This window comes from Thiomonas sp. DCM-2 (assembly GCF_056820905.1).
Genome location: NZ_CM165962.1, coordinates 2,589,633 through 2,614,474, shown reverse-complemented (window position 1 = coordinate 2,614,474; position 24,842 = coordinate 2,589,633). Strand labels below are relative to the sequence as shown.

Here is a 24,842-nt window from a genome sequence, read left to right as displayed (position 1 = left end):
GTCGTGGTCCGCCAGCAAAGCCCGTCGGTCGACGGGCTTTTTTGTGGGTGATCGGGGCAGTCAGGCGCGCCAGCGGCGCACGGCGCGACGCAGCGCTGCCCATTGGGCCTTGCGCTGCGCCGTGTCGGGCGCGGGTGCATAGCGCCAGCGTTCGAGCTGGATCAGCAGCGTGATCGCGGCCTGCGCCGCGTGGCCCGGCAACGCGGCGTGCTGCGCCGAGAGGTATGCGGCAAGGGCGCGCGGCGCGGTGGAGTCGGTGCTGTCGATTCCCGCCTGCTCCAGCTTGCGCCGCAGCAGGGCGTAGGTCTGCACCCAGGGGTCGGTTCTGCGGCGTTCCAGCGCCAGCAGCGCGCCGAGGAGGGCGGTGGCCACCAGCAGCGCGGCAATCGCCAACGCGGCCAGGGTCGCCATGTCGGGCTGCTGCAGGCCGAGCTTGCGCAGCAGATCCTGCTGGCGGTTGCTGCCGTAGTTCAGCACCCATTGGTTCCAGGCATTGTTCAGCGCGTCCCAGCGGTTGCGCAGTTGCAGCACGAACGCGGCGTCGCGCGGGCCGAGTGCCGCCATGCCGAGCAGCGGCTCGCGTGCGGCCAGTGTGGCGCCGCTGCGGTCGATGCGCGCCGGGTCGACCGCAGCGGTCGGGTCGGCGCGCACCCAACCCGCGCCGGGCAGCCAGTATTCGGCCCAGGCGTGCGCATCGCTTTGCCGCACCACCCAGGTCTTGTCCACCGGGTTGAAACGCCCGCCCTGGTAGCCGGTGACAATGCGCGCCGGATTGCCGGCTGCGCGCATCACCACGACGAAGGCCTGGGCGTAGTGCTCGCAAAACCCCGCGCGGCGGTCGAACAGAAACTGGTCCACGCCGTCGCGCTTGCCGTAGGTGCCGGGATCGAGGGTGTAGCGAAACGGCTGGTTGCGGAACATGGACAGCAGCGCCTGCGCGACAAAGCGCCCGTCCTGCCCGGCGGCGCGGGCCTGGGCTGCGAGTTGCTCGCCCAGCGCGACGCTGCGCGGATCGAATCCGGCGGGCAGGGCCAGATCGGCGCGCAGGCCAGAGTTGATGCGCGTGGGGCCATAGCGGAACTGCGGCGACGATTCCACCGTGTAGCGCGCCAGATGATCGAGTGGCCGTCCGGTGACCAGTTGCAGATCGGGCAGCCACTGCACCAGATAGCCGTCGATCTTGGGGGCGGCCAGCGGCGCGTCGAGGGCGAAGACGAAAGTCTGCTGCGTGGGCTGCAGGGTGACGGTGTAGCGCACCGGCTGGCCGGTGAGGTGTAGATCGGCGGGCGGGGTGAGGGTGGCGCGGTCGCGCGCGCGCGGGTCGGGCAGCCAGACACCGTCGTCAAAGCGGCTGAGCACCGGGCCGCGCCAGTACAGCAGCCGGTCGGGCGGGCGCGGCCCGTCGAACACCACGCGGAAGGCCACCGAGTCGTCGCGCGCCAGTTGCGCGATCTGCCCCGGCGACATGCTGGCCGACAGACCGGTGATCGCCTGCGCACTGCTTTGCGGCAGCGCCCACAGCGGCGCGGCAAAGCGCGGGAACACCATGAACAGCGCAATCATCGCCGGGGTGCCCAGCGCCATCATCTTCAGCGCGGTCAGCAAGGGCTGGCGCAGTGGCGGGCGCCCGGCAGGCAGGTTGGCGTTGACCAGCGCAGCGAGCATCCCCCAGGTCGCCAGCACCATGACCAGCGCGGTGCCGAGCGACTGCGAGAACAGAAAATTGGCAGCGATGGTGAAAAAGCCGAGAAAGAACAGCACATGCGCATCGCGCCGCGAGCGCATTTCCAGCGACTTCAGGCCCAGCAGCACGCACAGCAGGGCGACCCCGGCGTCGCGCCCGAGCACGGTGTGAAACTCCCACAGGGTGAGCGCGGCGCAGAAGAACAGAATCACCGCGAGCACCCAGCGCCTTGGCAGCGGTGCGCTGCGCCAGGCCAGCACCGCGCGCCACGCGAGCAGCGCCACGACCAGGCCGCTGGTCCACAGCGGCAGATGCAGGAACAGCGGCAGCATCAGCAGCAGCGAGACCGCGAGCAGGAACAGGGTGTCGCGGGCGTCGCGCGGCAGTGCGTCGATGCGCTGGCCCAGACGGGCCAGCAGCGCGCTGTGTGGTGGGAACGACGTGTTCATGTTCGGCTGCCCGCGCGCAGGGGGCCGGGGTGCAGCGCCAGCAGCCGCAGGCAGCGCTGGCGGTGCGCCGCGCCAGTGGCCGGGGCGATGCGCTGGCTGCCCAGCATCAGGCCGTAGGGCAGTCCGGCGCGGTCGGAGGCCAGCACCCAGGCGCACAGCCGGGACAGCCGCGCCTCGGTGTCGAGTGCGGCAGGCAGCGCGGCAAAGTCCAGCCACAGTTCGGCCTGCGCTTGCGGCTGCGCGGTGTCGCGGCTGACCAGTTCATCGCTGCGGGCAAACTTTTTCCACAGCACATGGCGTGGCGAATCGCCGTGGCGGTAGGGGCGCACGCCGTCGGTCTCGCTGCCGCCGCGCGCCAGCAGCAGGCCGCTGCCGGGGGTGGGGCGAGCAGGCGGCAGCGGTGGCGCCGGGTGTTCGACCGCAGGCAGCACCAGCAGCTCGCCCTGCGGCCGCCAGCGGCTCCAGGCGGTCCAGACGCCCAGCGGGTAGTTGCTCTCGACGGTCAGCAGCGGCCAGGGCAACAGGCCGCGCTGTGCCGGCGTCCAGCTCAGCTCGATCAGCGTCTGCTGATCGCGCGGGCAGTCGGTGTAGGTCCAGGGTAGCGGCTGGGCCGCTGCCTTGGCGCGCCTGCCGTGTTTGCCTGCAGGTTCGGTCGGGCGAGGCAGCGTGCCGTCGGGACGTAGCGCCAACCCCCAGCGGTCGCGGCTGCAGCCTTGCAGCAGCAGACCCAGCCGCGCGCGCTGACCCTGGTGCAACAACGCCTCTGGCGGTCTGGCGGTCAGGCGCAGGCCGCGCAGGTTGTTGTGGGTGACATGCATCGCCATCATGCCGCTGCCCGCGAGCAGGAAGGTCAGCAGGTAGCCGAGGTTGAGCTGGTAGTTGATGCTCAGCACCAGAAGCACCAGCAGCAGCATGCCAAAGAACCAGCCGATGCGCGTGGGCAGGATGTAGACATTGCGGTGCGTCAGCCGGGTGCTGGCACCGGCGGGGTGACGCGCGGCGGCCCAGGCGTCGAAGCGCCGTGACCACGCGCTGCCGAGGTCGGCAGGTGCAGCGGCAACCGGGCGGGGCAGGGTGGAATCAGCCGAGGTGGACATGGCAGGCGGCGCGGCAGTGTCCGGGCCTACACCGGCACCTGCTGCAACAGCGATTGCGCGGCCTGCAGCGAGGCCACGCGGTTGACCACCGGGCTGTCCAGGGTGCGCAGGCGATGTCCGGCAATCGCTGGAAAGACCTGCTGCACGTCGTCGGGAATGAGATAGTCGCGCCCCTGCAGCAGCGCCCAGGCGCGGGCCGCGCGCAGCAGCCCCAGCCCGGCGCGCGGGCTCAGGCCTTCGATGAACCAGCGGCCATTGCGTGTCTGCGCCAGTAGTTCCTGCACATAGTCAAGCAGCGCGGGCGCGGCATGCACGGCCTGTGTGTGTCGCTGCAGATCCATCAGTCCGGCAGGGCTGAGCACGGGGCGCAGCTCGGCGATCAGCGCGCGCCGGTCGCGGCCTTCGAGCAGCGCGCGCTCGGCGGCGCGGCTGGGATAGCCCAGCGAGATGCACAAGAGAAAGCGGTCGAGCTGCGATTCGGGCAGGGCGTAGGTGCCGAGCTGGTCGAACGGGTTCTGCGTGGCAATGACAAAGAACGGCTCGGGCAGCTTGCGCGTCATGCCGTCCACGCTGACCTGGCGCTCCTCCATCGCTTCGAGCAGCGCGCTTTGCACCTTCGGCCCGGCGCGGTTGATCTCGTCGGCCAGCAGCACCTGCGAGAACACCGGGCCAGGGTGGAACACGAACTCGCTGCGGTTGCGGTCGAACACCGAGATGCCCAGCAGATCGCCCGGCATCAGGTCGGCGGTGAACTGGGCGCGGGCGTACTGCAGGCCCAGGGCGGCGGCCAGCGCGTGCGCCAGCGTGGTCTTGCCCACGCCGGGAAGATCTTCGATCAGCAGATGACCGCCGGCCAGCAGGCAGCACACCGCAAGCTCCACCTGAAGGCGCTTGCCCTTGATGATGGTTTCGAGTTGGTCGATCAGGCTGGGCAGGGTTGGGTTTTTCACGAGGGCAGGCAGGCGGGCGATGACAGCGCACTATGCTACGAGGGCAGCGTGGTTGCCTCCGTTTCTGGGGACATGCCGCAGGAGACGAATCATGACGACCGGCTTTTATACCCATGCCGACTGCAGCCTGCACGAGATGGGCGCAGACCACCCCGAATGTCCGCAGCGCCTCGCCGCCATCGAAGACCGGCTGATCGCCGCGCAGATCGCCCCCTGGCTGGAGCGCCACGACGATGCCCCGCCCGCAACCCTGGAAGCGCTGGAACGCGCGCACTCCGCGCTCTACATCAGCGGGCTGAAGCAGAGAGGCGACTTCGAGCAGGGCCATGAGTGGATCGACGCCGATACCCTGATGAACCCGTACACCTGGCAGGCCGCGCTGCGCGCTGCCGGCGCGGCGATCAGCGCGACTGACGCGGTGATCGACGGCCATCTGCACAACGCTTTCTGCTCCATCCGCCCGCCCGGTCATCACGCCACCCGCGATCAGGCCATGGGCTTCTGCTTTCTGGGCAACGTGGCCATCGCGGCCCGCCATGCGCTGGACGTGCGCGGCCTGGAACGCGTGGCCATCGTCGATTTCGACGTGCACCACGGCAACGGCACGCAGAACATCTTTCACGGCGACGCCCGCGCGCTGATGGTCAGCTTCTTCCAGCACCCGTTCTATCCCTACACCGGCACCGAGCCCGAGCCGAACATGCTCAACGTGCCCGTCCCCGCCTACACCAAGGGCGATGCGGTGCGCCGCATCGTCACCGAACAATGGCTGCCGCGCCTGCAAGCGTTCGCCCCGCAGATGCTGTTCATCAGCGCCGGGTTCGACGCTCACCGCGAAGACGATCTCGGCCAGATGGGCCTGGTCGAAGCCGACTACGCCTGGATCACCCGCCAGCTCGTGGACTTCGCCGAGGCGCAGTGCGAAGGCCGCATCATCTCGTGCCTCGAGGGCGGCTACAACCTGAGCGCACTCGGCCGCAGCGTGGCCGAGCATGTGCGGGTGCTGGCCGGGCTGGACTGACGCTGCGGCTCTATTTGTTCAAGTCCCCCAGACAGAGATATTTCATCTCGACATATTCATCGATGCCGTGATGTGAGCCTTCGCGGCCCAGGCCGGATTGCTTCACGCCACCGAACGGGGCAACCTCGTTGGACATCAGGCCGGTGTTGATGCCCACCATGCCGTATTCCAGCGCCTCGGCCACGCGGAAAATGCGGCCGACGTCGCGGCTGAAAAAGTAGGCGGCCAGACCGAATTCGGTGGCGTTGGCTGCGGCGATGGCCTCCTGCTCGGTCTTGAAGCGGAACACCGGCGCGACCGGGCCGAAGGTTTCCTCGCGCGCGCAGAGCATGTCCGCAGTGACATCGGCCAGCACCGTGGCCTGGAAGAACCGCCCGGCGTTCGGGCCACCTTCGATGCGCTTGCCGCCGACCACCATGCGTGCGCCCTTGGCGGTGGCGTCGCTGATGTGCCTCTCCACCTTGGCCAGCGCCTGATCGTCGATCAGCGGGCCGAGGTTGACGCCGTCCTCGAAGCCGTCGCCCACTTTCAGACCGCCGACGGCCTGGGCCAGACGGTCGACAAACCGGTCATAGATGCCGTCCTGCACATACAGCCGGTTGGCACAGACACAGGTCTGGCCGGCGTTGCGATATTTGCTCGCCATCGCGCCCTCGATGGCCGAGTCGAGGTCGGCGTCGTCGAACACGATGAACGGGGCGTTGCCGCCAAGTTCGAGCGAGAGCTTCTTGATGGTCGGTGCCGACTGCGCCATGAGGATGCGGCCGACCTCGGTGCTGCCCGTGAACGACAGATGCCGCACCACCGGCGAGGCGCACAGCAGCTTGCCGATGGCGATCGAGCCTTCGGCGTCGGCGGTGAGCACATTGAGCACGCCGCGTGGAAGACCCGCGCGGTGCGCCAGCTCGGCTGCGGCCAGCGCGGTCAGCGGCGTCTGTTCGGCCGGTTTGATGACCACCGGGCACCCGGCGGCCAGCGCGGGCGCGACCTTGCGGGTGATCATGGCCAGCGGGAAATTCCACGGCGTGATCGCGGCGCACACGCCCACCGGCTGCTTGAGGACGAGCAGGCGCTTGGTGGCGTCGGGGCTGGGGATGGTCTCGCCATACACGCGCTTGGCTTCCTCGGCGAACCACTCCACAAAGCTCGCGCCGTAGAGCACCTCGCCCTTGGCCTCGGCCAGCGGCTTGCCCTGCTCGGCGGTCATCAGTCGTGCCAGATCGTCGGCATGGGCCACCAGCAGGTCGAACCATTTGCGCAGAATCGCGGCGCGTTGCTTGGCCGGCAGGGCGCGCCAGGCGGGCCAGGCGGCGTCTGCGGCGTCGATCGCGAGCTGGGCGTGCATCGGCTCGAGGGCGGGCACCTGCGCCAGTTCGGCATTGGTGGCCGGGTCGGTGACCGCAAAGCGGCGGGCAGAATCGATCCAGGCGCCATCGATATACGCCTGGGTCTTGAACAGCGTGGGGTCTTTGAGCAGCGACAGCGGGTTGACGGGCGGGTTCATGGCGGTTCGGGTGGGTGTGAACGGGAAAGGTGGGTGCGCGGTGCAGCAGACGCACAAGCCCTAAAATCTAGCCTTTTGCACCGCAGCGCGCCAGAGCCAGTTCCGCCCGCGCGCTGCAGCCACTTACCGCCCCCCATGAACGTCTCCGACATCCGCGAAAAATTTCTGGCCTATTTCGAGTCGCAGGGCTCCACCCGTGTGGCCTCGTCCTCGCTCGTGCCGGGTAACGATCCCACGCTGCTGTTCACCAACTCCGGCATGGTGCAGTTCAAGGATGTGTTTCTGGGCCAGGACCTGCGGCCCTACAAGCGCGCCACCACGGCGCAGCGTTGCGTGCGGGCAGGCGGCAAGCACAACGACCTGGAAAACGTGGGCTACACCGCGCGGCACCACACCTTCTTCGAGATGCTGGGCAATTTCAGCTTCGGCGACTACTTCAAGCGCGAGGCCATCCGCTATGCGTGGGAGTTGCTGACCACGGTCTACAGGCTGCCGGCGGACAAGCTCTGGGTGACGGTGTATGCCGAGGACGACGAAGCCCACGACATCTGGGCCAAGGAAGTCGGTGTGCCGCTCGAGCGCATCATCCGCATTGGCGACAACAAGGGCGCGCGCTACGCCTCCGATAACTTCTGGCAGATGGCTGATACCGGCCCCTGCGGGCCGTGCAGCGAGATTTTCTACGACCACGGCCCCGAGGTCTGGGGTGGCCCGCCCGGATCGCCTGAGGAAGACGGCGACCGCTACATCGAAATCTGGAATCTGGTGTTCATGCAGTTCGAGCGTTTTCACGCAGGCGACGAGCACTTCGACACCGAAGCCCAGGCGCAGGCGCGCAAGATTGCGGTCGAGGCCGATGGCGGCATCGGCCTCATCAGCCGCGACGGTGGGCGCTTCAAGCTCGCGATCTATCGCCAGAAGCCGCTGCCCAAGCCCTGCGTCGACACCGGCATGGGGCTGGAGCGCATTGCCGCAGTGCTGCAGCATGTGCACAGCAACTACGAGATCGACCTGTTCCAGGCCCTGATCAAGGCCGCCGCGCGCGAAACTCACACCGCAGACCTGTCGCACAACTCGCTCAAGGTCATTGCCGACCACATCCGCGCCTGCAGCTTTCTCATCGTCGATGGCGTGATTCCGGGCAACGAAGGCCGCGGCTATGTGCTGCGCCGCATCGTGCGCCGCGCCATCCGCCACGGCTACAAGCTCGGCGTGCGCCAGCCGTTTTTTCACAAGCTGGTGCCTGATCTGGTCGCGCAGATGGGCGCGGCCTATCCCGAGCTGGCGCAGGCGCAATCGCGCGTGGCCGAGGTGCTGCAGGCCGAGGAAACGCGGTTCTTCGAAACCATCGAGAACGGCATGTCCATTCTCGAAGCCGAGCTGTCCACGCTCAAGACCCAAGGCGGCAACACCCTGGACGGCGAGCTGGCGTTCAAGCTGCACGATACCTTCGGCTTCCCCCTCGATCTCACGCAGGATGTCTGCCGCGAACACGGCGTGCATGTGGATGAAGCCGCGTTCGACGCCGCGATGAACCGTCAGCGCGAGCAGGCGCGCGCCGCAGGCAAGTTCAAGATGCAGGCCGCGCTCGACTACACCGGGGACAAGACCCGCTTCGAGGGCTACGACCATCTCTTGGTGAAGGAGGCGCGGGTGGTGGCGCTGTATGTCGATGGCACCTCGGTGCAGACCATGCAGACCGGGCAGAGCGGCGTGGTCGTGCTCGACCGCACCCCGTTCTACGCCGAGTCCGGCGGTCAGGTGGGCGACAGCGGCGTGCTGTTCGAGGGCGACTCCTGTGCGCTGCGGTTTGAAGTGCACGACACGCAGAAGGTGCAGGCCGATGTGTTCGGCCATCACGGCACACTCGCATCCGGCACGCTGAAGGTCGGCGAAGTGGTGGCCGCGCAGGTGGACGCCGCGCGCCGCGCTGCGGTCATGCGCAACCACAGCGTCACTCACCTGATGCACACCGCGCTGCGCACGGTGCTGGGCGAGCATGTGCAGCAAAAAGGCTCCCTGGTGGATGCCGACAAGACTCGCTTCGACTTTGCGCATGACGCGCCGATGAGCGACGACGAGATTCGCCGCGTGGAGTTGATGGTCAACGAGCAGATCCTGCTCAACCAGGCCACCGAGGCGCGGGTCATGCCCATCGACGACGCCAAGAACCTCGGCGCCATGATGCTGTTCGGCGAGAAGTACGGCGACAGCGTGCGGGTGCTCGACATCGGCAATTCACGCGAGCTGTGCGGCGGCACGCATGTGGCCCGCACCGGCGACATCGGCCTGTTCAAGATCGCGCTCGAAGGCGGCGTGGCGGCGGGCATCCGCCGCGTCGAAGCCATCACCGGGCTGAACGCGCTGCGCTTTGTGCAGCAGCAAGACGCTCTGCTGCACAAGCTGGCGCGCACGCTCAAGGCACCGGCCGAAGAATCGGTTTCCAAGGTGGAACACTTGCTGGAACAGCAGCGCCAGCTCGACAAGGACATTGCCCAGCTCAGGGCGCAGCAGGCGGCAGCACAGGGCGACGCCATGCTGTCGCAGGCCATCGACCTGGGCGGCACCAAGGTGCTGCTCGCGCGCATGGACGGGCTCGATGCCAAGGGTCTGCGCGAAGCGGTCGATCGCATCAAGTCCAAGCTCAAGACCGCCGTGGTGCTGCTGGCCAGTGCCGAGGGTGACAAGGTGCAGCTTGCCGCTGGCGTCACCGCCGACCGCATCGGCAGCATCAAGGCCGGCGATCTGGTGAGCGCCGCTGCGCAGGCCGTCGGCGGCAAGGGCGGGGGTCGGCCCGACTTCGCCATGGCCGGGGGTACGCAGCCTGCGCAGATCGACGCGGCGCTGGCGCAGGCCCGCAGCCTGCTGCAGCAACGGCTGGGCGCCTGAAGAGCGAACCGGCGCATGGACCTGCAAGGCCGCTCGATCCTTCTCGCCGTCACTGGCGGGGTTGCGGCGTACAAATCCGCCGAGCTGTGCCGGCTGCTGGTCAAGGCCGGTGCGCAGGTGCAGGTGGTGCTGACCGCATCGAGCAGTCGTTTCGTCGGCGCGGCCACGTTTCAGGCGCTGTCGGGCAGGCCGGTATACACCGATCTGTGGGACGCGCGCGTGCCCAACAGCATGGCGCACATCGAGCTGGCGCGGGCGGCCGATCTCATCGTGGTCGCACCGGCCACCGCGCACACCCTGGCGCGCGCGGCGCAGGGGCTGGCCGACGATCTGCTGTCCACCCTGCTGCTTGCTGCGGGCAAACCGGTGCTGTTCGCCCCGGCGATGAACCGCGACATGTGGCTGCACCCGGCCACGCAGCGCAATGTCGCCCTGCTGCGCGGCGACGGCGCACGCCTGTGCGGCCCCGCCTCGGGCGAGCAGGCGTGCGGCGAGGTCGGCGAGGGCCGCATGGTCGAGCCCGAAGACCTGCTGCAGGACATCGTCGCTGCGCTCACGCCGCAGACCTTGCAAGGCCGCACCGTGCTGGTGACCGCCGGGCCGACCTTCGAGCCGATCGACCCGGTGCGTGGCCTGACCAATCGCTCCAGCGGCAAGATGGGCTATGCCTTGGCGCGCGCCGCGCGCGAGGCGGGCGCGCAGGTGCTGCTGGTCAGCGGCCCCACCGCGCTGCCCACGCCGTTCGGCGTGCAGCGCATCGACGTCGAAACCGCGCAGCAGATGTTCGACGCGGTCATGGCGCGGGTCGCGCAGGCGCAGGTGTTCATCGCCACCGCGGCGGTCGCCGACTGGCGGCCCGCGCAGGTCGCGGCGCAGAAGCAGAAAAAATCGCCCGATGCGCCTCAGCCCGCGATCGCGCTGCAGACCAACCCCGACATCCTCGCCAGCGTGGCTGCGCTGCCACAGCCGCCGTACTGCGTGGGCTTTGCCGCCGAGAGCGAAAACTTGCTCGCGCACGCCGCAGCCAAGCGGGAGCGCAAGAACGTGCCGCTGCTGGTCGGCAACCTCGGGCCGGACACCTTCGGCCGGGACGACAACCGGCTGGAGCTGTTCGACGCCAGCGGTCACCATCCGCTGGGCGCTGGCCGCAAGATCGATCTGGCGCGCCGGCTGGTCGCCGAGGTTGCGCGGCGCCTCGAGGCATCCGACAGCCCAGCACAAACGCCGCCTGGCAGATGACCTGCCGCGTCGGCTTTCCCTTGCCCGAAAGAGAACACGCATGATGACCATCGCCGTTCGCCTGCTCGATGCGCGCCTGCGCGACCAGCTTCCCGCCTATGCCAGCCCGGGCAGCGCCGGCATGGATCTGCGCGCCTGCATCGATGCGCCGCGGGTGCTGCAGCCGGGACAGGCCGAGCTTATCCCCACGGGGCTGGCGATGCACATCGCCGATCCCGGTCTGTGCGCCATGCTGCTGCCGCGCTCCGGTCTGGGTCACAGGCACGGCGTGGTGCTCGGCAATCTGGTCGGGCTGATCGATTCCGACTACCAAGGCCCGCTGATGGTGAGCTGCTGGAACCGCGGCACCCAGCCCTACACGGTGCAGCCGATGGAGCGCATTGCGCAGATGGTCATCGTGCCGGTGGTGCAGGCAAGCTGGCAGGTCGTGAACGACTTTTCCGCCACCGAGCGCGGCAGCGGCGGCTTCGGCTCCACCGGCGCGCACTGAAGGCCGCCGCGCGCAGGGAGTTGCACATGGCAAGACGCTGGGCCAAGCTGCTGGTGCGCAAGTTCGAGGCGATGCAGCACAACCGCTGGCTGCGTCCGTTCACCCGTTACATCGGCCATCCGGCGCTGTGGAGCCTCAACCGCCGCAGCGTCGCGCTGGCCGTGGCTGCCGGGATGATCGGCGGGCTGATTCCGGGGCCGTTCCAGATGCTCACCGCCGGGGGACTGGCGATGCTGCTGCGCTGCAATTTCCCGATCGCGCTGGTGGTCACGCTCTACAGCAACCCCATCACCATCGTGCCGCTGTATCTGCTGGCGTACAAGCTAGGCACTTCGGTCAGCCCGGCGCACAAGGTGCAGCCCTTGACTGCGCCGCCGGATTTCGACTGGCTGCACCTGTGGGACTCGACCGTGGCACTGGCGCACTGGGCGCTGAACCTGGGCACGCCGCTGTTCGTCGGTGTGCCGCTGCTGGCGCTGCTGCTCGCGCTGGTCGGTTACGCGGTCACTCGGCTGGGCTGGAGCCTGCACCTGCGGCTGGAATGGCGCAGCCGCAAGCAGGCCCGCAGGCTGCGCGAACTCTCCAGAACCGATTCGCGCTGAGTCTTGATTTACTTCTCGCCGGGCAGGAACAGACCGGCATCTGCGCTGTCCAGCAGCGCGCTCTTTGCCTCGATTTCATCCGGATCGGCCTCGCGCACGTCGAGCACGGTGTATTCGATCCGCAGCGCCAGTCCAGCCAGCGGGTGGTTGCCGTCGAGCAGCACCTTGTCGTCGTGAATCTCGGTCACGGTATAGAACACATCGGCGTTGCCCGGCGTGCAACCTTCGGGCAGCTGCTCGAACATCATGCCCTCTTCCAACTCGGGCGGAAACAGCCTGCGGTCTTCGACCAGCAGCAGATCGGGCTCATAGTCGCCAAAGGCATCCTCGGGCTGGAGGTAGATGTCGCCGCTGTCGCCCGGGCCCTTGCCGATCATCTGCTCGGCCATGCGCGGCAGCAGGTCGTCACCGCCCACATAGAAGTCGTCTCCCTCGGTGTTTTCGTCGATCAACTCGCCTTGCGAGTCCGTCATGCGCCAGGACAGGGTGGCGACAAGGCCTTCAATGATTTTCATGGGTATGCTCGCAGGAATTGATGAATGGAAACGGGGAACGATCAAAAGTTCGCCCGCATTGGAACATGACAAGCATGTCAAACGCGACATTGGATTGGGGGCACTTCACTGCCGCGCGTTTTTTGCGCGAGGTCTGGCAGCGCAAGCCGCTGCTGCTGCGTCAGGCGTTCGCCGGTTTCGCTCCGCTGCTCAGCCGTGCGCAGCTGTTCGCCCTGGCGGGGGATGAAGACGTGGAATCACGCCTGCTGCAGCGCAATGGGCGGCGCTGGCTGCTCGATCATGGCCCGTTTTCGCGCAGGCAGATTCCCCCGGTGGAACAGCGCAACTGGACTCTGTTGGTGCAGGGCGTGAACCTGCATGTCGACGCCGCGAGTGAACTGCTGTCGCAGTTTCGCTTCATCCCGGATGCGCGTCTGGACGATCTGATGATCTCCTGGGCGAGCGATGGTGGCGGCGTCGGTCCGCATCAGGATGCCTATGACGTGTTTTTGCTGCAGGCGGCAGGGCGCAGGCGCTGGCGCATCGGCCCGGTACTGGACGCCACACTGCAGCCGGGCAAGCCGGTCAAGCTGCTGGCGCATTTCGAGCCCGAAGAAGACCTGATTCTGGAGCCCGGAGACATGCTTTACCTGCCCCCCGGCTGGGGCCATGACGGCATCGCCGTGGGCAATGATTGCATGACCTATTCCATCGGCTTTCGCGCGCCGCCGCAGGGCGAGTTGCTCAAGGAAGTGCTGTGGCAACTGGCCGAATCCCAGCACGGCGGCCCGATCTATTCCGATCCGCCGTTGCGCGTGGGCTCTGCCCCCGCCCTGCTGCCGCCGGCGATGGTGAAGTTTGCCGCACAGGCGTTCGCGCGGCTCAAACCGGATGCAGCCGTGTTCGAGTCCGTTCTGGGCACCTACCTCACCACCCCCAAGCCGCAGGTCTGGTTCGAGAGCCCGCAAGCCAGCCTGGCAAGTCTGCGGCGCGCCTGCCAGCAAACCGGCTGCCGCCTGGATCGGCGCAGCAAAATGCTCTACACCGCGCAGGCGGTGTTCATCAACGGCGAGGCTGTCTCTGCGGATCTGGCGGCATCGGGTCTGCTGCGCACTCTGGCAGATCAGCACAGGCTGAGCGCCTTGCAGTTGAAGGGTGCAACGACGGGCGAACTCGCCGTGCTGGCGCAGTGGTGCGCGCAGGGATGGCTGCTCACCGGCGACATGGCGGCCGCTGCAGCGGCCACAGGCAAAACCCGCCGAGGCTGACATGGACGCTGCGGATCGCAACGACGCGCCGCTGCAGTTGGCGCAGGCGCTGGACACGCCTTTCGACTCCAGGGCCGATGCACACTCCGCCATGCATGGTCTTGTTGCCGATCAAACTGCGACTCAGTTGTTGTGCTTCAGTGCCGATTTCAGCGGCTGGCCTCTGCAGCAATCCAGTTTCGTACGTCAACTGGAGCTGTGGGCATTGCGCGATCCCAGGCGACCGGCCGCGCTGCGCATGCTGGCGCTCGACTGGAGCACCGTGCGCCTGCGCTTTGCCCGCTTCGCGGCCTTCCGCCGCGACTTTGCGCATCTCATCGAATGTCGGCAGATTTCAGAGACAAGGGCGCGCGGCTTGCACGAGATGATCTGGACGCCAAACCGCGCCATCTTCGCCCATACGGCAACCTGGATGTCGGGTGAACAAGTGCGCAGCGCAACCCGTCTGCACGCAATGCACCAGCTTTTTGAAGAGACTTGGCAACAAGCTGTCACCGCGTTCCCCGCAACGACGCTGGGATTGTGACAAATAAGCGACAGTTGGTTTTTCAACCGTAAATTTGCAACACGGGGAATACCCGAAGTCCATCTATACTTATGTGTGAGCTTGATGTGCATACCGGTTCTGGTTGCAGTTAGGTTCAATCAGGACGGTAAAGAATTTTGTCGGGCTCCCGCCCATTTTGACTGACGCTTAGAGGAAAGTAATGAAAAAGTCCATTCTGCTGGCATCGATGATTGCCGCTCTCGCCCTGGCCGCCTGCGGCAAGAAAGAAGAAGCTGCTCCCGCCGCTTCGGCTCCTGCTGCTGCTTCGGCCCCCGCCGCTGCTTCCGCTCCGGCTGCTGCTCCCGCTGCTTCGGCGCCTGCTGCTGCTTCGGCTCCCGCCGCTGCCTCGGCCCCGGCCGCTGCTGCATCTGGCGCCAGCGCTGCCAAGTAATCTGTCTTTTGCAGATGCAAAAAAGCCGACGCAAGTCGGCTTTTTTGTTGGTGCGCCCGGCAGGGCGCACTCACTTGGAGGTGAAAGTCCTCTACTCGCCCGGCAAGGGGAAGAGTTAGCCGAACGGCAAGGGTGTTCTGGGCGACTGGAAATCTGGAGGAAGCCGAAGGCAAAGCGCTGGCCTGACTACAGGGGCGCGGATACGAGGCGGCACGGCGGGGTGAGCAGGCCAATATCTGTAAAGCCCGAAACTTGCACGGAACGCCGTGACGTAGATCCGACAGGCATAAGCGTGACAAGCCGAAGGCGAAGGACGCCCGAAGGGCGGTCCCGCGCAGCGGGATGCCGTCACGAGCGAAGCGAGGCGGCACAAGGTGGGTGCGTCATACCCGGGGAGATCTGCACAGGTGCCGAGGGCGACCTTTGTGCTACCGCCATCGTGAGGTGGCGGGAGGCCTGTGCAGAAGTCAGCAGAGGCCATAGTAGGCGCAAGCCGAAGGGCCGAACATGGAAGACCGCGAATAGGCGGCGGGAACACATGGGCAGTCAATGAAGGCAGAAGACTCACAGCAAGTGAATGCCGGCGAAGCACAACCGGGGCGGAACTCCGAGGGGGCCTTGCACGGTGCCGAGGCTGACGTGACGACCCGCAGGCGGACGAAAGCGGAGTGGGCGCGGGCAAGCGGGCTGATGGAAGCCGTGGTCGAACGCGGCAACCTGATGCTCGCCTATGATCGGGTGCTCAAGAACAAAGGGGCGGCCGGTGTCGATGGCATCGGCGGCAATGAGTTCAAAGCACACCTCAAGCAACACTGGCCGACGATCAAGGCCAAGCTTCTGGCGGGGGAATACGTGCCCTCACCAGTGCGCCGGGTGGACATCCCCAAGCCGCAAGGCGGGGTCAGGACACTCGGCATACCGACGCTGACGGATCGGCTGATCCAGCAAGCGTTGCATCAAGTCCTCTCGCCGATCTTCGAGGCGGACTTCCCGGCGCACAGCGACGGCTTCCGAGCGGGGAAGAACGCCCATCAGGCGGTCAAGGCCGCGCAGCAATACGTTGCCGAAGGTCGCCGGGTGGTGGTCGACATCGACCTGGAGAAATTCTTCGACCGCGTCAACCACGACCTGCTGATGCAGAAACTCTCATTGAAGATCGACGACGGGCGAGTGCTGCGCCTCATCCGCCGGTATCTCGAAGCGGGCATGATGGCACAGGGGACCGTCTCCCCGCGGACGGAAGGCACGCCGCAAGGCGGCCCCTTGAGTCCGCTGCTATCCAACATCCTGCTGACGGAACTGGACCAGGAACTGGAACGCCGGGGCCATGCCTTCTGCCGCTATGCAGACGACTGCAACATCTACGTCAAAAGCAAGGCGGCGGGGGAGCGGGTCATGGCGAGCATCACCCGGTTTCTGGCGGAAAAGCTCAAGCTCAAGGTCCATGTGGCCAAGAGCGCGGTGGCCGAACCGTGGAAGAGGAAGTTTCTGGGCTACAGCCTGACGTGGCACAAAGCCCCGAAGCTGCGGATCGCGCCGACCAGCCTGCAACGGCTGGACGGCAAAATCCGCGCAGTACTCAAAGGCGCGCGGGGGCGCAACCTGACGACGGTCATCCACGAACTCAACCCGATCCTGCGCGGCTGGGCGGCGTATTTCAAGCTGACCGAAACCAAGCGGGCGCTGGAAGAGCGGGATGGCTGGATCAGGCGCAAGCTGCGCTGCATCCTGTGGCGGCAGTGGAAACGCCCCTACACACGCGCCAGGAACTTGATGAAGGCGGGGCTAACGGAAGAGCGGGCATTTCGCTCGGCGTTCAACCAACGTGGGCCGTGGTGGAACGGTGGCGCAAGCCACATGAACCAGGCGTTCCCGAAGGCTTTCTTTGATCGATTGGGTCTGGTGTCGCTGCTTGATACGACGCGACGACTCCAGTGTGTTCAATGAACCGCCGGATGCGGAACCGCACGTCCGGTGGTGTGAGAGGGCGACGGGGGTGACCCCGTCCCCTACTCGATCCCCGAAGTGTCCTGAGCCGATCGACGCAGACCGGCTCAGGACCCGGGCGGTTTATTGAATCTGTTGCTGCAGGATCTGCAGGATCTTGCGCGCGTCGTCCGTCTGCAGAGGCTTGCCCTCCAGCGTCTGTACCGACACCACGGTTTGCGTGCCGGAAGATTGCAGAGCGATGCGGTAGTCGGCGGGTTTGGGCTCGGATTCCTTTTTGCCGAACAGCTTGCCAAAAAAGCCGGTGCTGTCCTGAGATGCCTTGAGCGCAGCCTCGGCGCTGATGTAGCGCACGTCAAATTGCCCGGCCGAGCGGTTGCGGTCGATCACGGTGAAGCCTGCGGTGTTGATCGCCAGGCTGACCTTGCGCCAGGCGGTGTCGAAGCCTTCCTGCAATTGCAAGGCGAGGCCGTTGTCGATCAGTTGCAATGCGACCGGCTGCGCGATCTGTACCGGCTGCGCTACCCGTTGCTTGGCCGCCTCCTCGCTCATGCCCAGGGTGACCATGAGCTTGCGCAGAAAAATGGTGTTCAACTCCGGGTCGGGTGTGGCGGGTTCCCACGCCGTGGTCGACTTGTCGTTGGAGTTGTAGACCTCCTTCATTTTCTGGTGGGTGATGTAGATCTGCGTGCCCTTGCCGTCCGGGGTGCGCTCGAACACGGTGCGGAAGCGGTCGCGCGTGCCGGTGTCGTACAGGCTGTCGAACACCTTGCCCAGATATTTGCGGATGAAGTCCTGCGGCAGCTTGGCGCGGTTTTCTGCCCAGTCGGTTTCCATCACCCCGGTGGTGGCATCGGCCTGCGTGAGGTAGAAGCCATTTTCCTGCCAGAAGCCCTTGACCTTTTCCCACAGTTGGTCGGGCGTGGCATCGACCACCAGCCAGCGCTGCCCGCCGGCCTGATCGATGCGCATGCCGGGGTATTGCGGCAGGACCGCATTGCTCTTGGCAACCTGTTCGGCCGTCTGCACGCCGCGGTCGTAGGCCAGAGCGCTGACCGGCGCGTTGGGACTGCCGGGCACAACGTATTGCTCCTGTCGTGCCAGTTGGGTCAGGTCCGGCGGCACCTCGAGCGGATTGCCCTGTTTGGCGCTTTCGTAGTCGACGCTCTTGCCTTGGACAACGGTACTCAGCGAGGAGCAGCCGCTCAGGAAACCCGCAGCACCCAGTGCAAGGGCCAGGGCGCTCAGCCGCCAGGAAGTGGAAAAATTCATACGCGAATGGGTCTCGAAATGTCAGGAAGATCAGGCAACGAGGGGCAGGCCCAGAGCCTGCATCGCCGCGCGCAGCGGTGCGTGATGCGCAGCCTGTAACGGTGTCAGGGGCAGACGCACACCCGGGCCGATGCGGCCCATGAGATGCAGCGCGTGCTTGACTGGAATCGGGTTGGGGTCGCTGAACAGCATCTGGTTGAGCTCGATGAGCGCAAAGTGCAGCTTGCTGGCCAGCGCGGCATTGCCCGCCATCGCGGCAACACACAGGTCGTGCATGTGACGCGGCACCACATTGGCCGACACACTGATGTTGCCGTGGCCGCCGAGCAGCATCAGGGCCACCGCAGTTGGGTCGTCGCCGGAGTAGATGGAAAAGCCGGGCGGCGCCCGCTTGATGAGCTGTGCGGCGCGGTCGATATTGCCCGTGGCCTCTTTGATGCCGATGATGCCCGGCACTTGCGCAAGCCGCAGCGCGGTGTCCACGCTCATATCGGCCACGGTGCGACCCGGTACGTTGTAGAGCACGACGGGAATGTCGATTGCCTCGGCAATGGCGCTGAAGTGCGCCATCATGCCCTCTTGCGTGGGCTTGTTGTAGTAGGGCACGACACTGAGCACGCAGTCGGCGCCCACTTCCTGGCAGCGCTGCGACAGTTCGATGGCTTCGCGCGTGGAATTGGCTCCGGCACCGGCCATGACCGGCACGCGCTTTGCCGCCTGCTCGACAACCACACGAACGATTTCGATGTGCTCGTCAACGGGGATGGTGGGCGATTCGCCCGTGGTGCCGACCGGGCTGATGCAGTCTGTGCCCTGTGCGATGTGCCAGTCGACCAGCTTGCGCAGTGCGGAGTAGTCCACGCTGCCATCAGGGTGCATGGGGGTCACCAGCGCGACGATGCTGCCGCGAATGACCAGAGGTTGGGAGGACATTGTTCTGCGAGTGCTGCGGTTCAGATCGAAAGATTGTATCGGTCTGCCGCGTGGGCGTTGGCGGGCTCGCGCACCGCGACGATGCGCTGCACAAAAGCGGGCTGCGGCGCGTTCACATAGCCGTCCTCAAATGCCAGAACCCGCAGCGCGGGTCGCACGGCGTCAAGCAGCTCGCCGGGGCGCAGCAGGAACGCGGGGTTGGACGGCTTGCCCAGACTGGCCTGGCCGAGAGCGAAGGTTTCATACAGCAGCAATCCGCCCGGCGCCACGGCCTGCACGATCTGCGGCAGCAAGGGACGCCAGAGGTAATTGGTCACGATGACCGCGTCAAAGCTTTGCTGCGCATAGGGCCAGGGGCCGGATTCCAGATCGGCGACCTGCACCTGGGCGATGTCGCGCAGAGCGGCCAACACCTCGGCGTTGCGGTCCACGGCGAACAGCGTGTGGCCGCGCTGCTGCAGCCAGCGCACATGGCGACCACCGCCACAGGCCACGTCGAGCACGGTGCCACCGGTGCGCAGCAGATGGGCGTGGCGGACGATCCAGGCGGAAGGGAGTTGGGCGTTGGAATGATCAGCAACCATGAGGCGCATCGTAGCGGGGCCTGCCGGGCTGTGGCGCGTGCATCAGTCCTGCAAGGCAGAATAGGGGACATCCGCCATCCACTTCTCCCATCAAAACCACCCAATGACTTCAGCCACCATTCTCGTGACCGGCGGAGCCGGTTACATCGGCTCGCACACCTGTGTCGCCCTGATCGAAGCAGGTTACATCCCTGTGGTGTACGACAACCTTTGCAACAGCAGCGCCGAATCGTTGGCGCGGGTGGAACGCATCACCGGCAGGCGCCCGGCCTTCATCCAGGCCGACATTCGTGATGCGGCGCAACTCGACGCCGTGTTCGCGCAACACCGCATCGACGCGGTGATTCACTTCGCCGGTCTCAAGGCCGTGGGCGAATCGGTGGAAAAGCCGCTGATCTATTACGACAACAACGTCGGCGGCACCGTGGCCCTGCTGCAGGCCATGCAGCGCGCCAAGGTGCACAACATCATCTTTTCCTCCTCCGCCACGGTCTACGGCGACCCGGCCTCGGTGCCCATCCGCGAGGACTTTCCGCTCAGCGCGACCAACGCCTATGGCCGCAGCAAGCTGATGATCGAGGAAATCCTCGCCGACCTGCACCGCGCCGAGCCGCAATGGCGCATCGCCCGGCTGCGTTACTTCAACCCGGTGGGCGCGCACGAAAGCGGTCTGATCGGCGAAGATCCGCGCGGCATCCCCAACAATCTCATGCCCTACATCACCCAGGTCGCCGTGGGACGATTGGACAAGCTGCGGGTGTTCGGCGGCGACTGGCCCACGGTCGACGGCAGCGGCGTGCGCGACTACATCCACGTCATGGATCTGGCCGAGGGGCATGTGGCCGCGCTCAGGCATCTGCTGGCGCATGAAGGCATGTTCACGGTCAACCTCGGCACTGGCCAGGGCTACTCGGTGCTGCAGATGGTGCAGGCGTTTGGCAAGAGCATCGGCCGCGCGCTGCCCTATGAAATCGTGGCGCGTCGCCCGGGCGACATTGCCGAATGCTGGGCCGACCCAACTGCGGCGAGAACGCTGCTGGGCTGGAGCGCCAAGCGTGGCCTCGACACCATCTGCACCGACGCCTGGCGCTGGCAGCAAGGCAACCCGCAAGGCTATGGCGCCTGAATGCGCCGTTGCCAAGGCCCCGCGCTTGCGGCGGCAGGCACTGAGGCGCTAAGGTTCCTCCACCATCCATCCAACAGAAAGAATCGCCATGAGCAAAAGCACCCTGCATGCCTCAACGACTCCGATCCACATCGGTATTTCCGATGCAGACCGCGCCAAGGTTGCCGAGCAGTTGTCGCACCTGCTGGCCGATACCTACACCCTCTATCTCACCACGCACAACTTCCACTGGAACGTCACCGGGCCGATGTTCAACACCCTGCACCTGATGTTCATGGACCAGTACACCGAGCTGTGGAACGCGGTCGATCCGATTGCCGAGCGCATCCGAGCGCTGGGCTTTTCCGTGCCCGGCTCTTATCACGGCTTCAGTTCTCGCTCCAGCCTGGCCGACGTGCCGGAGCAGCCGCCCAAGGCGCAGGAGATGATCGCCATCCTCGTCAAGGGCCATGAGGCGGTGGCCAAGACCGCGCGCGGCGTGTTCACCGCGGCCGATGAAGTCAACGACCAGCCCACCGCCGATCTGATGACGCAGCGGCTGGACATCCACGAAAAGACCGCCTGGATGCTACGCTCGCTGCTTGAAGGCTGAAGCAGTCGGGGCCTCCCACGTGGCGATAATGCACGGATGGAACGTCTGCGCCTTTGGCTGGCCTTGATCCGCTGGGACAAGCCGGTCGGTTCTCTGCTGTTGCTCTGGCCGAGCCTGTCGGCCCTGTGGATTGCCAGCGATGGCCGCCCGAGTTGGTGGCTGATCGTCGTGTTCACTGCGGGCACCTTTCTCATGCGATCGGCCGGTTGCGCGGTCAACGACGTGGCCGACCAGGATTTCGACCGTGCGGTCCGTCGCACCGCGCAGCGGCCCGTCACATCGGGCAAGGTGTCCTCCCGCGAGGCGCTGCTGGTCGGCGCCGCGCTGGCGCTGGTGGCCTTCGGTCTGGTGCTCACCACCAATGCGCTGACCATCCAGATGTCGGTGGCCGCACTGCTCATCGCCATCGCCTACCCCTGGACCAAGCGCTGGCTGGCGCTGCCGCAGGCCTATCTCGGCGTGGCGTTCAGCTTTGGCATTCCGATGGCGTTTGCTGCGGCACGCGCCGAGGTGCCGTTGCTGGCCTGGGTGCTGCTGCTGGGCAATCTGTTCTGGGTGCTGGCCTACGACACCGAATACGCCATGGTCGACCGCGAGGACGACCTGAAGGTGGGTATCAAGACCTCGGCGATCACCTTCGGCCGCGCTGACGTGGCTGCGGTGATGGCCAGCTACGGCGCGTTCATCGCGATCTGGGCCGCAGTTGGCTGGGCGCTGCGGCTGCAGTGGCCGTATTTCGTCGGTGTGGCTGCCGCGGCGGCGCAGGCGGCGCATCACTACACCTTGATCCGCGCGCGCGATCCGGCGCAATGTTTCCGCGCCTTCCGCCTCAACCACTATCTGGGTCTGGCGCTGTTTGCCGGCGTGGTGGCGGCCTACGCGTTCAGGACGTGAGCCGCTCGAGCGCCTCGCGGTAGCGGGCGATGGTGTGCGCAATGACCTCGGCGGGCAGCTTGGGCGGCGGTGGCTGCTTGTTCCAGCCCGGCACGCCTTCGAGCCAGTCGCGCAGGAACTGCTTGTCGAAGCTGGGCGGCGCGCTGCCTTCCGCCCAGGTATCCGCAGGCCAGAAGCGCGAGGAATCGGGGGTGAGCACCTCGTCCATCAGGGTGAGCGTGCCGCTCTGGTCGAGGCCGAACTCGAACTTGGTGTCGGCGATGAGGATGCCGCGCGTTGCGGCGTAATCGGCGGCACGCTGGTAGAGGGTGATGCTGACGTCGCGCACGCGGGTAGCGAGCTCCGCGCCGAGCATCTGCTCCATCCGGGCGAAGGAAATGTTCTCGTCGTGCGCGCCCAGATCGGCCTTGGTCGCCGGGGTGAAGATGGGGGCAGGCAGCTTGCATGCGAGCTTGAGGCCTGCGGGCAGCGCGACGCCGCAGACCGCGCCGCTGGCCTGATAGTCCTTCCAGCCCGAGCCGGCGAGATAGCCGCGCACCACGGCTTCCACCGGCAGAGGCTTGAGGCGCTTGACCACCATCGCGCGGCCGCGCACCTGATCGCGCTCATCGGGCGCCACCACGGATTCTGGATCGACATCGAGCAGATGGTTGGGCACCACGTCGTGCAGCAGACCGAACCAGAACCGCGCCATGCGGGTGAGGATTTCGCCCTTGCCGGGGATGGGCTCGGCCATGATGACGTCGAACGCGGAGATGCGGTCGGTGGCGACCATCAGCAGGCGGTCGTCGCCGACGGCATAGTTTTCGCGCACCTTGCCGCGTGACAGCAGGGGCAGGGAATGCAGGTTGGATTGCAGCAGGGCGGTGGTCATGGGCGGGTTCGGGGTTCTCGTCGCGGAATGGAGGGATTGTAGAAATCCCCGTGATCGCGCTTTGCAGGGTTGAGTTTTTCATGGCCAGCGTCCCACAATGCGCCTGCCGCATGTGCGGCGACAACGGAGACTCGACATGGCTGCAAAACGCATCCTGCTGCTGGCAGGCGATTACGCCGAAGACTACGAAACCATGGTGCCGTTCCAAACCCTCTTGGCCGTGGGCCATACGGTGCACGCGGTCTGCCCGGACAAGAAGGCGGGCGAGCAGGTGAAAACCGCCATTCACGACTTCGAGGGCGCGCAGACCTATTCCGAAAAGCCCGGCCACAACTTCACCCTCAATGCCACGTTCGACGAGGTGAAGGCCGAGGACTATGACGCGCTGGTCATTCCCGGCGGGCGGGCGCCGGAATATCTGCGCCTCAACCCCAGGGTGCTCGAGCTGGTACGGCACTTCTTCAACGCCGACAAGCCGGTTGCGGCGGTCTGCCACGGAGCGCAGATTCTGGCGGCGGCGGGTGTGCTGCAGGGGCGCAAGTGCTCGGCCTATCCCGCCTGCGGTCCGGAGGTCCGCGAAGCCGGCGGCGACTATGCCGACATTCCGGTCGACCAGGCGGTGACGCAGGGCAATCTGGTAACTGCCCCGGCCTGGCCCGCGCATCCGGCGTGGATGGCGCAGTTTCTCAAGCTGCTGGGCACGCAGATCACCCTGTAGAGCGCGTGCAGACACCATGAAAAACGCCGAGCTGATGTCGGCGTTTTGGTGTTAGGGCGACGCTGAAAAAGTCCTTGTGATGCTGCGCGCCGGGCTACGGGATGGGATGCAAGGCGCACACCGCAGCCATAGCCGAAGCTATGGCGAGGATGTGCAACGCCGCAGACCGCCCGTTGGCCGGATGCGCGGCGCGCAGGGGACTTGTTCAGTGTTGCCTTAGCTCAGCACCGTCATGCTCAGGCGGCGGCGGTAGCTTTCCACCGTCGGATCGGTGACCGGCGGCTGCCCGGGCGCGGGTTTGGGGGCATCTGCGGGTGTCATCAGCTCCAGAATGCTGACAAAGGTCTTGCGTGCGCGGTCGTCGTTCCAATTCTTGTCGCGCATCAGGATCTCGAGCAGTTCGTCGAGCGCGGCAGTCCACTGCTGTGCGGCCATGTGCTGCTGTGCCAGGGCGTAGCGGGCATCGAAATCGCGCTTGTTGGTGGCGATGCTGGCCTGCAGTGCCGCCACCGCAGGCAGCGTGGGTGCGGCCTGCGCAGCGGCCAGCCAGTCGGCCAGCGCCTGGATGCGGGCATCGCCCAGCACCTTGCCCGCCAGCGGCTCGAAGGCCAGCTTGGCGTCGGCGGTGCGGCCAGCCTTCAGCAGCAGTTCGATATACGCCTTGCGTGCAGTGTCGTTGGCCGGGTTGGTGGCCAGGTCTTGCTGCAGTTTTTCCAGTGGCGAGAGCGCGGGGCCGGGATCAGCCTCCGCCTCGGCCTGCTCTGCGGCTGCATCGCCCTGTTCAGGTGCGGTGTCGGGAACATGCTTGTCCAGGAATTCGCGGATCTGACCTTCGGGCAGCGCGCCAACGAAACCGTCCACTGGCTGGCCGTCCTTGAGCAGCATGACCATGGGAATGCTGCGCACGCCGAACGCGGCGGCCAGTTCCTGCTCCTCCTCGGTGTTGATTTTCACCAGCTTGAACCGCCCGGCGTAGGCGACTTCGAGCTTTTCGAGAATGGGGCCGAGGGCGCGGCAGGGGCCGCACCACGGCGCCCACAGATCGACCAGAACGGGCACGGTGTTCGAGGCTTCAACGACTTCGGTTTCAAAATTGGCTACGGTGGCATCAATCATGTTCGACTCCTGAAAGAGCAGGGCAGATGGGGGCGTTCGGCGCCATACCAAGGGGTGTATCCCGGCGCACGATGCGCGTCTGGACAGGAGCATAGCGGCGCGCGATTTCAGGGGCGCGCTCCACTGCTTCTTAAAATCAGCCGTTTACAGACGTTGCACAG

Annotated in this window: 23 protein-coding genes; 13 read left to right on the top strand and 10 right to left on the bottom strand. The window is 66.2% G+C overall.

Going from position 1 to position 24,842, the window contains the following annotated elements; all coding sequences use genetic code 11:
- Positions 1-60 precede the first annotated feature (60 nt).
- Genes AC1ZQA_RS12650 through AC1ZQA_RS12640 form a run of 3 tightly spaced genes read right to left on the bottom strand, consistent with a single transcriptional unit; the run spans position 61 to position 4,180 of the window.
- Positions 61-2,133 (bottom strand): transglutaminase TgpA family protein, encoded by a 2,073-nt coding sequence (locus tag AC1ZQA_RS12650; RefSeq protein WP_482677215.1) that lies wholly within the window; start codon positions 2,131-2,133, stop codon positions 61-63.
- Positions 2,130-3,230: a DUF58 domain-containing protein gene (locus AC1ZQA_RS12645; RefSeq protein ID WP_482677214.1), complete on the bottom strand. Its 1,101-nt coding sequence runs from the start codon at positions 3,228-3,230 to the stop codon at positions 2,130-2,132. Before AC1ZQA_RS12645 ends, AC1ZQA_RS12650 begins: the two co-directional genes overlap by 4 nt.
- 26 nt (positions 3,231-3,256) lie before the next feature.
- Positions 3,257-4,180, bottom strand: coding sequence for an AAA family ATPase (locus AC1ZQA_RS12640; RefSeq protein ID WP_482677213.1), 924 nt, complete (start codon positions 4,178-4,180; stop codon positions 3,257-3,259).
- Between the two features lie 91 nt (positions 4,181-4,271).
- On the opposite strand from AC1ZQA_RS12640, the gene AC1ZQA_RS12635 reads away from it, so the two are divergent.
- The gene (locus tag AC1ZQA_RS12635) at positions 4,272-5,201 is read left to right on the top strand and encodes a histone deacetylase family protein (protein ID WP_482677212.1); all 930 of its coding nucleotides are present in this window, start codon (positions 4,272-4,274) and stop codon (positions 5,199-5,201) included.
- A gap of 10 nt (positions 5,202-5,211) precedes the next feature.
- Here the strand turns inward: AC1ZQA_RS12635 and AC1ZQA_RS12630 are convergent, their stop codons facing one another.
- Positions 5,212-6,705, bottom strand: coding sequence for an NAD-dependent succinate-semialdehyde dehydrogenase (locus AC1ZQA_RS12630; protein ID WP_482677211.1), 1,494 nt, complete (start codon positions 6,703-6,705; stop codon positions 5,212-5,214).
- A gap of 135 nt (positions 6,706-6,840) precedes the next feature.
- Between AC1ZQA_RS12630 and alaS the strand changes: the two genes are divergently transcribed.
- From alaS to AC1ZQA_RS12610, 4 genes are read left to right on the top strand one after another with little or no spacing between them, the layout of a single operon-like run.
- Positions 6,841-9,594, top strand: coding sequence for an alanine--tRNA ligase (alaS, locus tag AC1ZQA_RS12625; RefSeq protein ID WP_482677210.1), 2,754 nt, complete (start codon positions 6,841-6,843; stop codon positions 9,592-9,594).
- A gap of 15 nt (positions 9,595-9,609) precedes the next feature.
- A complete protein-coding gene (gene coaBC, locus AC1ZQA_RS12620; RefSeq protein WP_482677209.1) occupies positions 9,610-10,833 on the top strand; it encodes a bifunctional phosphopantothenoylcysteine decarboxylase/phosphopantothenate--cysteine ligase CoaBC in 1,224 nt (407 codons plus the stop codon).
- Between the two features lie 40 nt (positions 10,834-10,873).
- Positions 10,874-11,323, top strand: a complete 450-nt coding sequence (gene dut, locus AC1ZQA_RS12615; RefSeq protein WP_482677208.1) for a dUTP diphosphatase — start codon at positions 10,874-10,876, stop codon at positions 11,321-11,323.
- A gap of 26 nt (positions 11,324-11,349) precedes the next feature.
- Positions 11,350-11,925: a DUF2062 domain-containing protein gene (locus tag AC1ZQA_RS12610; protein ID WP_482677207.1), complete on the top strand. Its 576-nt coding sequence runs from the start codon at positions 11,350-11,352 to the stop codon at positions 11,923-11,925.
- 8 nt (positions 11,926-11,933) lie between these two features.
- Here AC1ZQA_RS12610 and AC1ZQA_RS12605 read toward each other — a convergent pair whose 3' ends face one another.
- Positions 11,934-12,440: an FKBP-type peptidyl-prolyl cis-trans isomerase gene (locus tag AC1ZQA_RS12605; protein ID WP_482677206.1), complete on the bottom strand. Its 507-nt coding sequence runs from the start codon at positions 12,438-12,440 to the stop codon at positions 11,934-11,936.
- 74 nt (positions 12,441-12,514) lie between these two features.
- Here AC1ZQA_RS12605 and AC1ZQA_RS12600 point away from each other — a divergent pair, with 74 nt between their 5' ends.
- From AC1ZQA_RS12600 to ltrA, 4 genes are all read left to right on the top strand, one after another.
- On the top strand, positions 12,515-13,687 hold the full coding sequence (locus AC1ZQA_RS12600) for a JmjC domain-containing protein (protein ID WP_482677205.1): 1,173 nt from the start codon (positions 12,515-12,517) through the stop codon (positions 13,685-13,687).
- Between the two features lie 37 nt (positions 13,688-13,724).
- Complete coding sequence (locus AC1ZQA_RS12595) at positions 13,725-14,213, top strand: hypothetical protein (protein ID WP_482677204.1); 489 nt, start codon at positions 13,725-13,727, stop codon at positions 14,211-14,213.
- A 181-nt stretch (positions 14,214-14,394) separates the two neighbouring features.
- The gene (locus AC1ZQA_RS12590) at positions 14,395-14,625 is read left to right on the top strand and encodes a hypothetical protein (protein ID WP_482677203.1); all 231 of its coding nucleotides are present in this window, start codon (positions 14,395-14,397) and stop codon (positions 14,623-14,625) included.
- A gap of 549 nt (positions 14,626-15,174) precedes the next feature.
- Positions 15,175-16,572, top strand: coding sequence for a group II intron reverse transcriptase/maturase (gene ltrA / locus AC1ZQA_RS12585; RefSeq protein ID WP_482677202.1), 1,398 nt, complete (start codon positions 15,175-15,177; stop codon positions 16,570-16,572).
- A 123-nt stretch (positions 16,573-16,695) separates the two neighbouring features.
- On the opposite strand, the gene bamC is transcribed toward ltrA, so the two are convergent.
- From bamC to AC1ZQA_RS12570, 3 genes are read right to left on the bottom strand one after another with little or no spacing between them, the layout of a single operon-like run.
- Entirely contained in the window at positions 16,696-17,844 is a 1,149-nt protein-coding gene (gene bamC, locus AC1ZQA_RS12580; protein WP_482677201.1) for an outer membrane protein assembly factor BamC, read from the bottom strand.
- 30 nt (positions 17,845-17,874) lie between these two features.
- Entirely contained in the window at positions 17,875-18,777 is a 903-nt protein-coding gene (gene dapA / locus AC1ZQA_RS12575) for a 4-hydroxy-tetrahydrodipicolinate synthase (protein WP_482677200.1), read from the bottom strand.
- A gap of 20 nt (positions 18,778-18,797) precedes the next feature.
- The gene (locus tag AC1ZQA_RS12570; protein ID WP_482677199.1) at positions 18,798-19,370 is read right to left on the bottom strand and encodes a class I SAM-dependent methyltransferase; all 573 of its coding nucleotides are present in this window, start codon (positions 19,368-19,370) and stop codon (positions 18,798-18,800) included.
- 94 nt (positions 19,371-19,464) lie between these two features.
- Between AC1ZQA_RS12570 and galE the strand changes: the two genes are divergently transcribed.
- The 3 genes from galE to ubiA all read left to right on the top strand — a co-directional run bounded on the left by galE (position 19,465) and on the right by ubiA (position 21,973).
- Positions 19,465-20,487 (top strand): UDP-glucose 4-epimerase GalE, encoded by a 1,023-nt coding sequence (galE, locus tag AC1ZQA_RS12565; protein WP_482677198.1) that lies wholly within the window; start codon positions 19,465-19,467, stop codon positions 20,485-20,487.
- Positions 20,488-20,575: 88 nt separating this feature from the next.
- The gene (locus AC1ZQA_RS12560; protein WP_482677197.1) at positions 20,576-21,079 is read left to right on the top strand and encodes a Dps family protein; all 504 of its coding nucleotides are present in this window, start codon (positions 20,576-20,578) and stop codon (positions 21,077-21,079) included.
- Between the two features lie 36 nt (positions 21,080-21,115).
- Positions 21,116-21,973 carry a 4-hydroxybenzoate octaprenyltransferase gene (gene ubiA, locus AC1ZQA_RS12555; protein ID WP_482677196.1) on the top strand — a complete coding sequence of 286 codons (858 nt, stop codon included), beginning with the start codon at positions 21,116-21,118 and terminating at the stop codon, positions 21,971-21,973.
- Here the strand turns inward: ubiA and AC1ZQA_RS12550 are convergent.
- Positions 21,963-22,847: a phosphoribosylaminoimidazolesuccinocarboxamide synthase gene (locus tag AC1ZQA_RS12550; protein ID WP_482677195.1), complete on the bottom strand. Its 885-nt coding sequence runs from the start codon at positions 22,845-22,847 to the stop codon at positions 21,963-21,965. The two genes, ubiA and AC1ZQA_RS12550, sit on opposite strands and share 11 nt — an antisense overlap.
- A gap of 136 nt (positions 22,848-22,983) precedes the next feature.
- On the opposite strand from AC1ZQA_RS12550, the gene AC1ZQA_RS12545 reads away from it, so the two are divergent.
- On the top strand, positions 22,984-23,565 hold the full coding sequence (locus AC1ZQA_RS12545) for a DJ-1/PfpI family protein (RefSeq protein ID WP_482677194.1): 582 nt from the start codon (positions 22,984-22,986) through the stop codon (positions 23,563-23,565).
- A 216-nt stretch (positions 23,566-23,781) separates the two neighbouring features.
- Here AC1ZQA_RS12545 and trxA read toward each other — a convergent pair whose 3' ends face one another.
- Positions 23,782-24,681, bottom strand: coding sequence for a thioredoxin (trxA, locus tag AC1ZQA_RS12540; protein WP_482677193.1), 900 nt, complete (start codon positions 24,679-24,681; stop codon positions 23,782-23,784).
- Positions 24,682-24,842 lie beyond the last annotated feature (161 nt).

What these genes read in the sequence shown, in the direction of transcription:
- AC1ZQA_RS12650 (WP_482677215.1), bottom strand. Translation starts at nt 2,133, where the DNA reads ATGAACACGTCGTTCCCACCACACAGCGCGCTGCTGGCCCGTCTGGGC.
- AC1ZQA_RS12645 (WP_482677214.1), bottom strand. Translation starts at nt 3,230, where the DNA reads ATGTCCACCTCGGCTGATTCCACCCTGCCCCGCCCGGTTGCCGCTGCA.
- AC1ZQA_RS12635 (WP_482677212.1), top strand. Translation starts at nt 4,272, where the DNA reads ATGACGACCGGCTTTTATACCCATGCCGACTGCAGCCTGCACGAGATG.
- AC1ZQA_RS12630 (WP_482677211.1), bottom strand. Translation starts at nt 6,705, where the DNA reads ATGAACCCGCCCGTCAACCCGCTGTCGCTGCTCAAAGACCCCACGCTG.
- alaS (WP_482677210.1), top strand. Translation starts at nt 6,841, where the DNA reads ATGAACGTCTCCGACATCCGCGAAAAATTTCTGGCCTATTTCGAGTCG.
- coaBC (WP_482677209.1), top strand. Translation starts at nt 9,610, where the DNA reads ATGGACCTGCAAGGCCGCTCGATCCTTCTCGCCGTCACTGGCGGGGTT.
- dut (WP_482677208.1), top strand. Translation starts at nt 10,874, where the DNA reads ATGATGACCATCGCCGTTCGCCTGCTCGATGCGCGCCTGCGCGACCAG.
- AC1ZQA_RS12610 (WP_482677207.1), top strand. Translation starts at nt 11,350, where the DNA reads ATGGCAAGACGCTGGGCCAAGCTGCTGGTGCGCAAGTTCGAGGCGATG.
- AC1ZQA_RS12605 (WP_482677206.1), bottom strand. Translation starts at nt 12,440, where the DNA reads ATGAAAATCATTGAAGGCCTTGTCGCCACCCTGTCCTGGCGCATGACG.
- AC1ZQA_RS12600 (WP_482677205.1), top strand. Translation starts at nt 12,515, where the DNA reads ATGTCAAACGCGACATTGGATTGGGGGCACTTCACTGCCGCGCGTTTT.
- AC1ZQA_RS12590 (WP_482677203.1), top strand. Translation starts at nt 14,395, where the DNA reads ATGAAAAAGTCCATTCTGCTGGCATCGATGATTGCCGCTCTCGCCCTG.
- ltrA (WP_482677202.1), top strand. Translation starts at nt 15,175, where the DNA reads ATGAAGGCAGAAGACTCACAGCAAGTGAATGCCGGCGAAGCACAACCG.
- bamC (WP_482677201.1), bottom strand. Translation starts at nt 17,844, where the DNA reads ATGAATTTTTCCACTTCCTGGCGGCTGAGCGCCCTGGCCCTTGCACTG.
- dapA (WP_482677200.1), bottom strand. Translation starts at nt 18,777, where the DNA reads ATGTCCTCCCAACCTCTGGTCATTCGCGGCAGCATCGTCGCGCTGGTG.
- AC1ZQA_RS12570 (WP_482677199.1), bottom strand. Translation starts at nt 19,370, where the DNA reads ATGCGCCTCATGGTTGCTGATCATTCCAACGCCCAACTCCCTTCCGCC.
- galE (WP_482677198.1), top strand. Translation starts at nt 19,465, where the DNA reads ATGACTTCAGCCACCATTCTCGTGACCGGCGGAGCCGGTTACATCGGC.
- AC1ZQA_RS12560 (WP_482677197.1), top strand. Translation starts at nt 20,576, where the DNA reads ATGAGCAAAAGCACCCTGCATGCCTCAACGACTCCGATCCACATCGGT.
- ubiA (WP_482677196.1), top strand. Translation starts at nt 21,116, where the DNA reads ATGGAACGTCTGCGCCTTTGGCTGGCCTTGATCCGCTGGGACAAGCCG.
- AC1ZQA_RS12550 (WP_482677195.1), bottom strand. Translation starts at nt 22,847, where the DNA reads ATGACCACCGCCCTGCTGCAATCCAACCTGCATTCCCTGCCCCTGCTG.
- AC1ZQA_RS12545 (WP_482677194.1), top strand. Translation starts at nt 22,984, where the DNA reads ATGGCTGCAAAACGCATCCTGCTGCTGGCAGGCGATTACGCCGAAGAC.
- trxA (WP_482677193.1), bottom strand. Translation starts at nt 24,681, where the DNA reads ATGATTGATGCCACCGTAGCCAATTTTGAAACCGAAGTCGTTGAAGCC.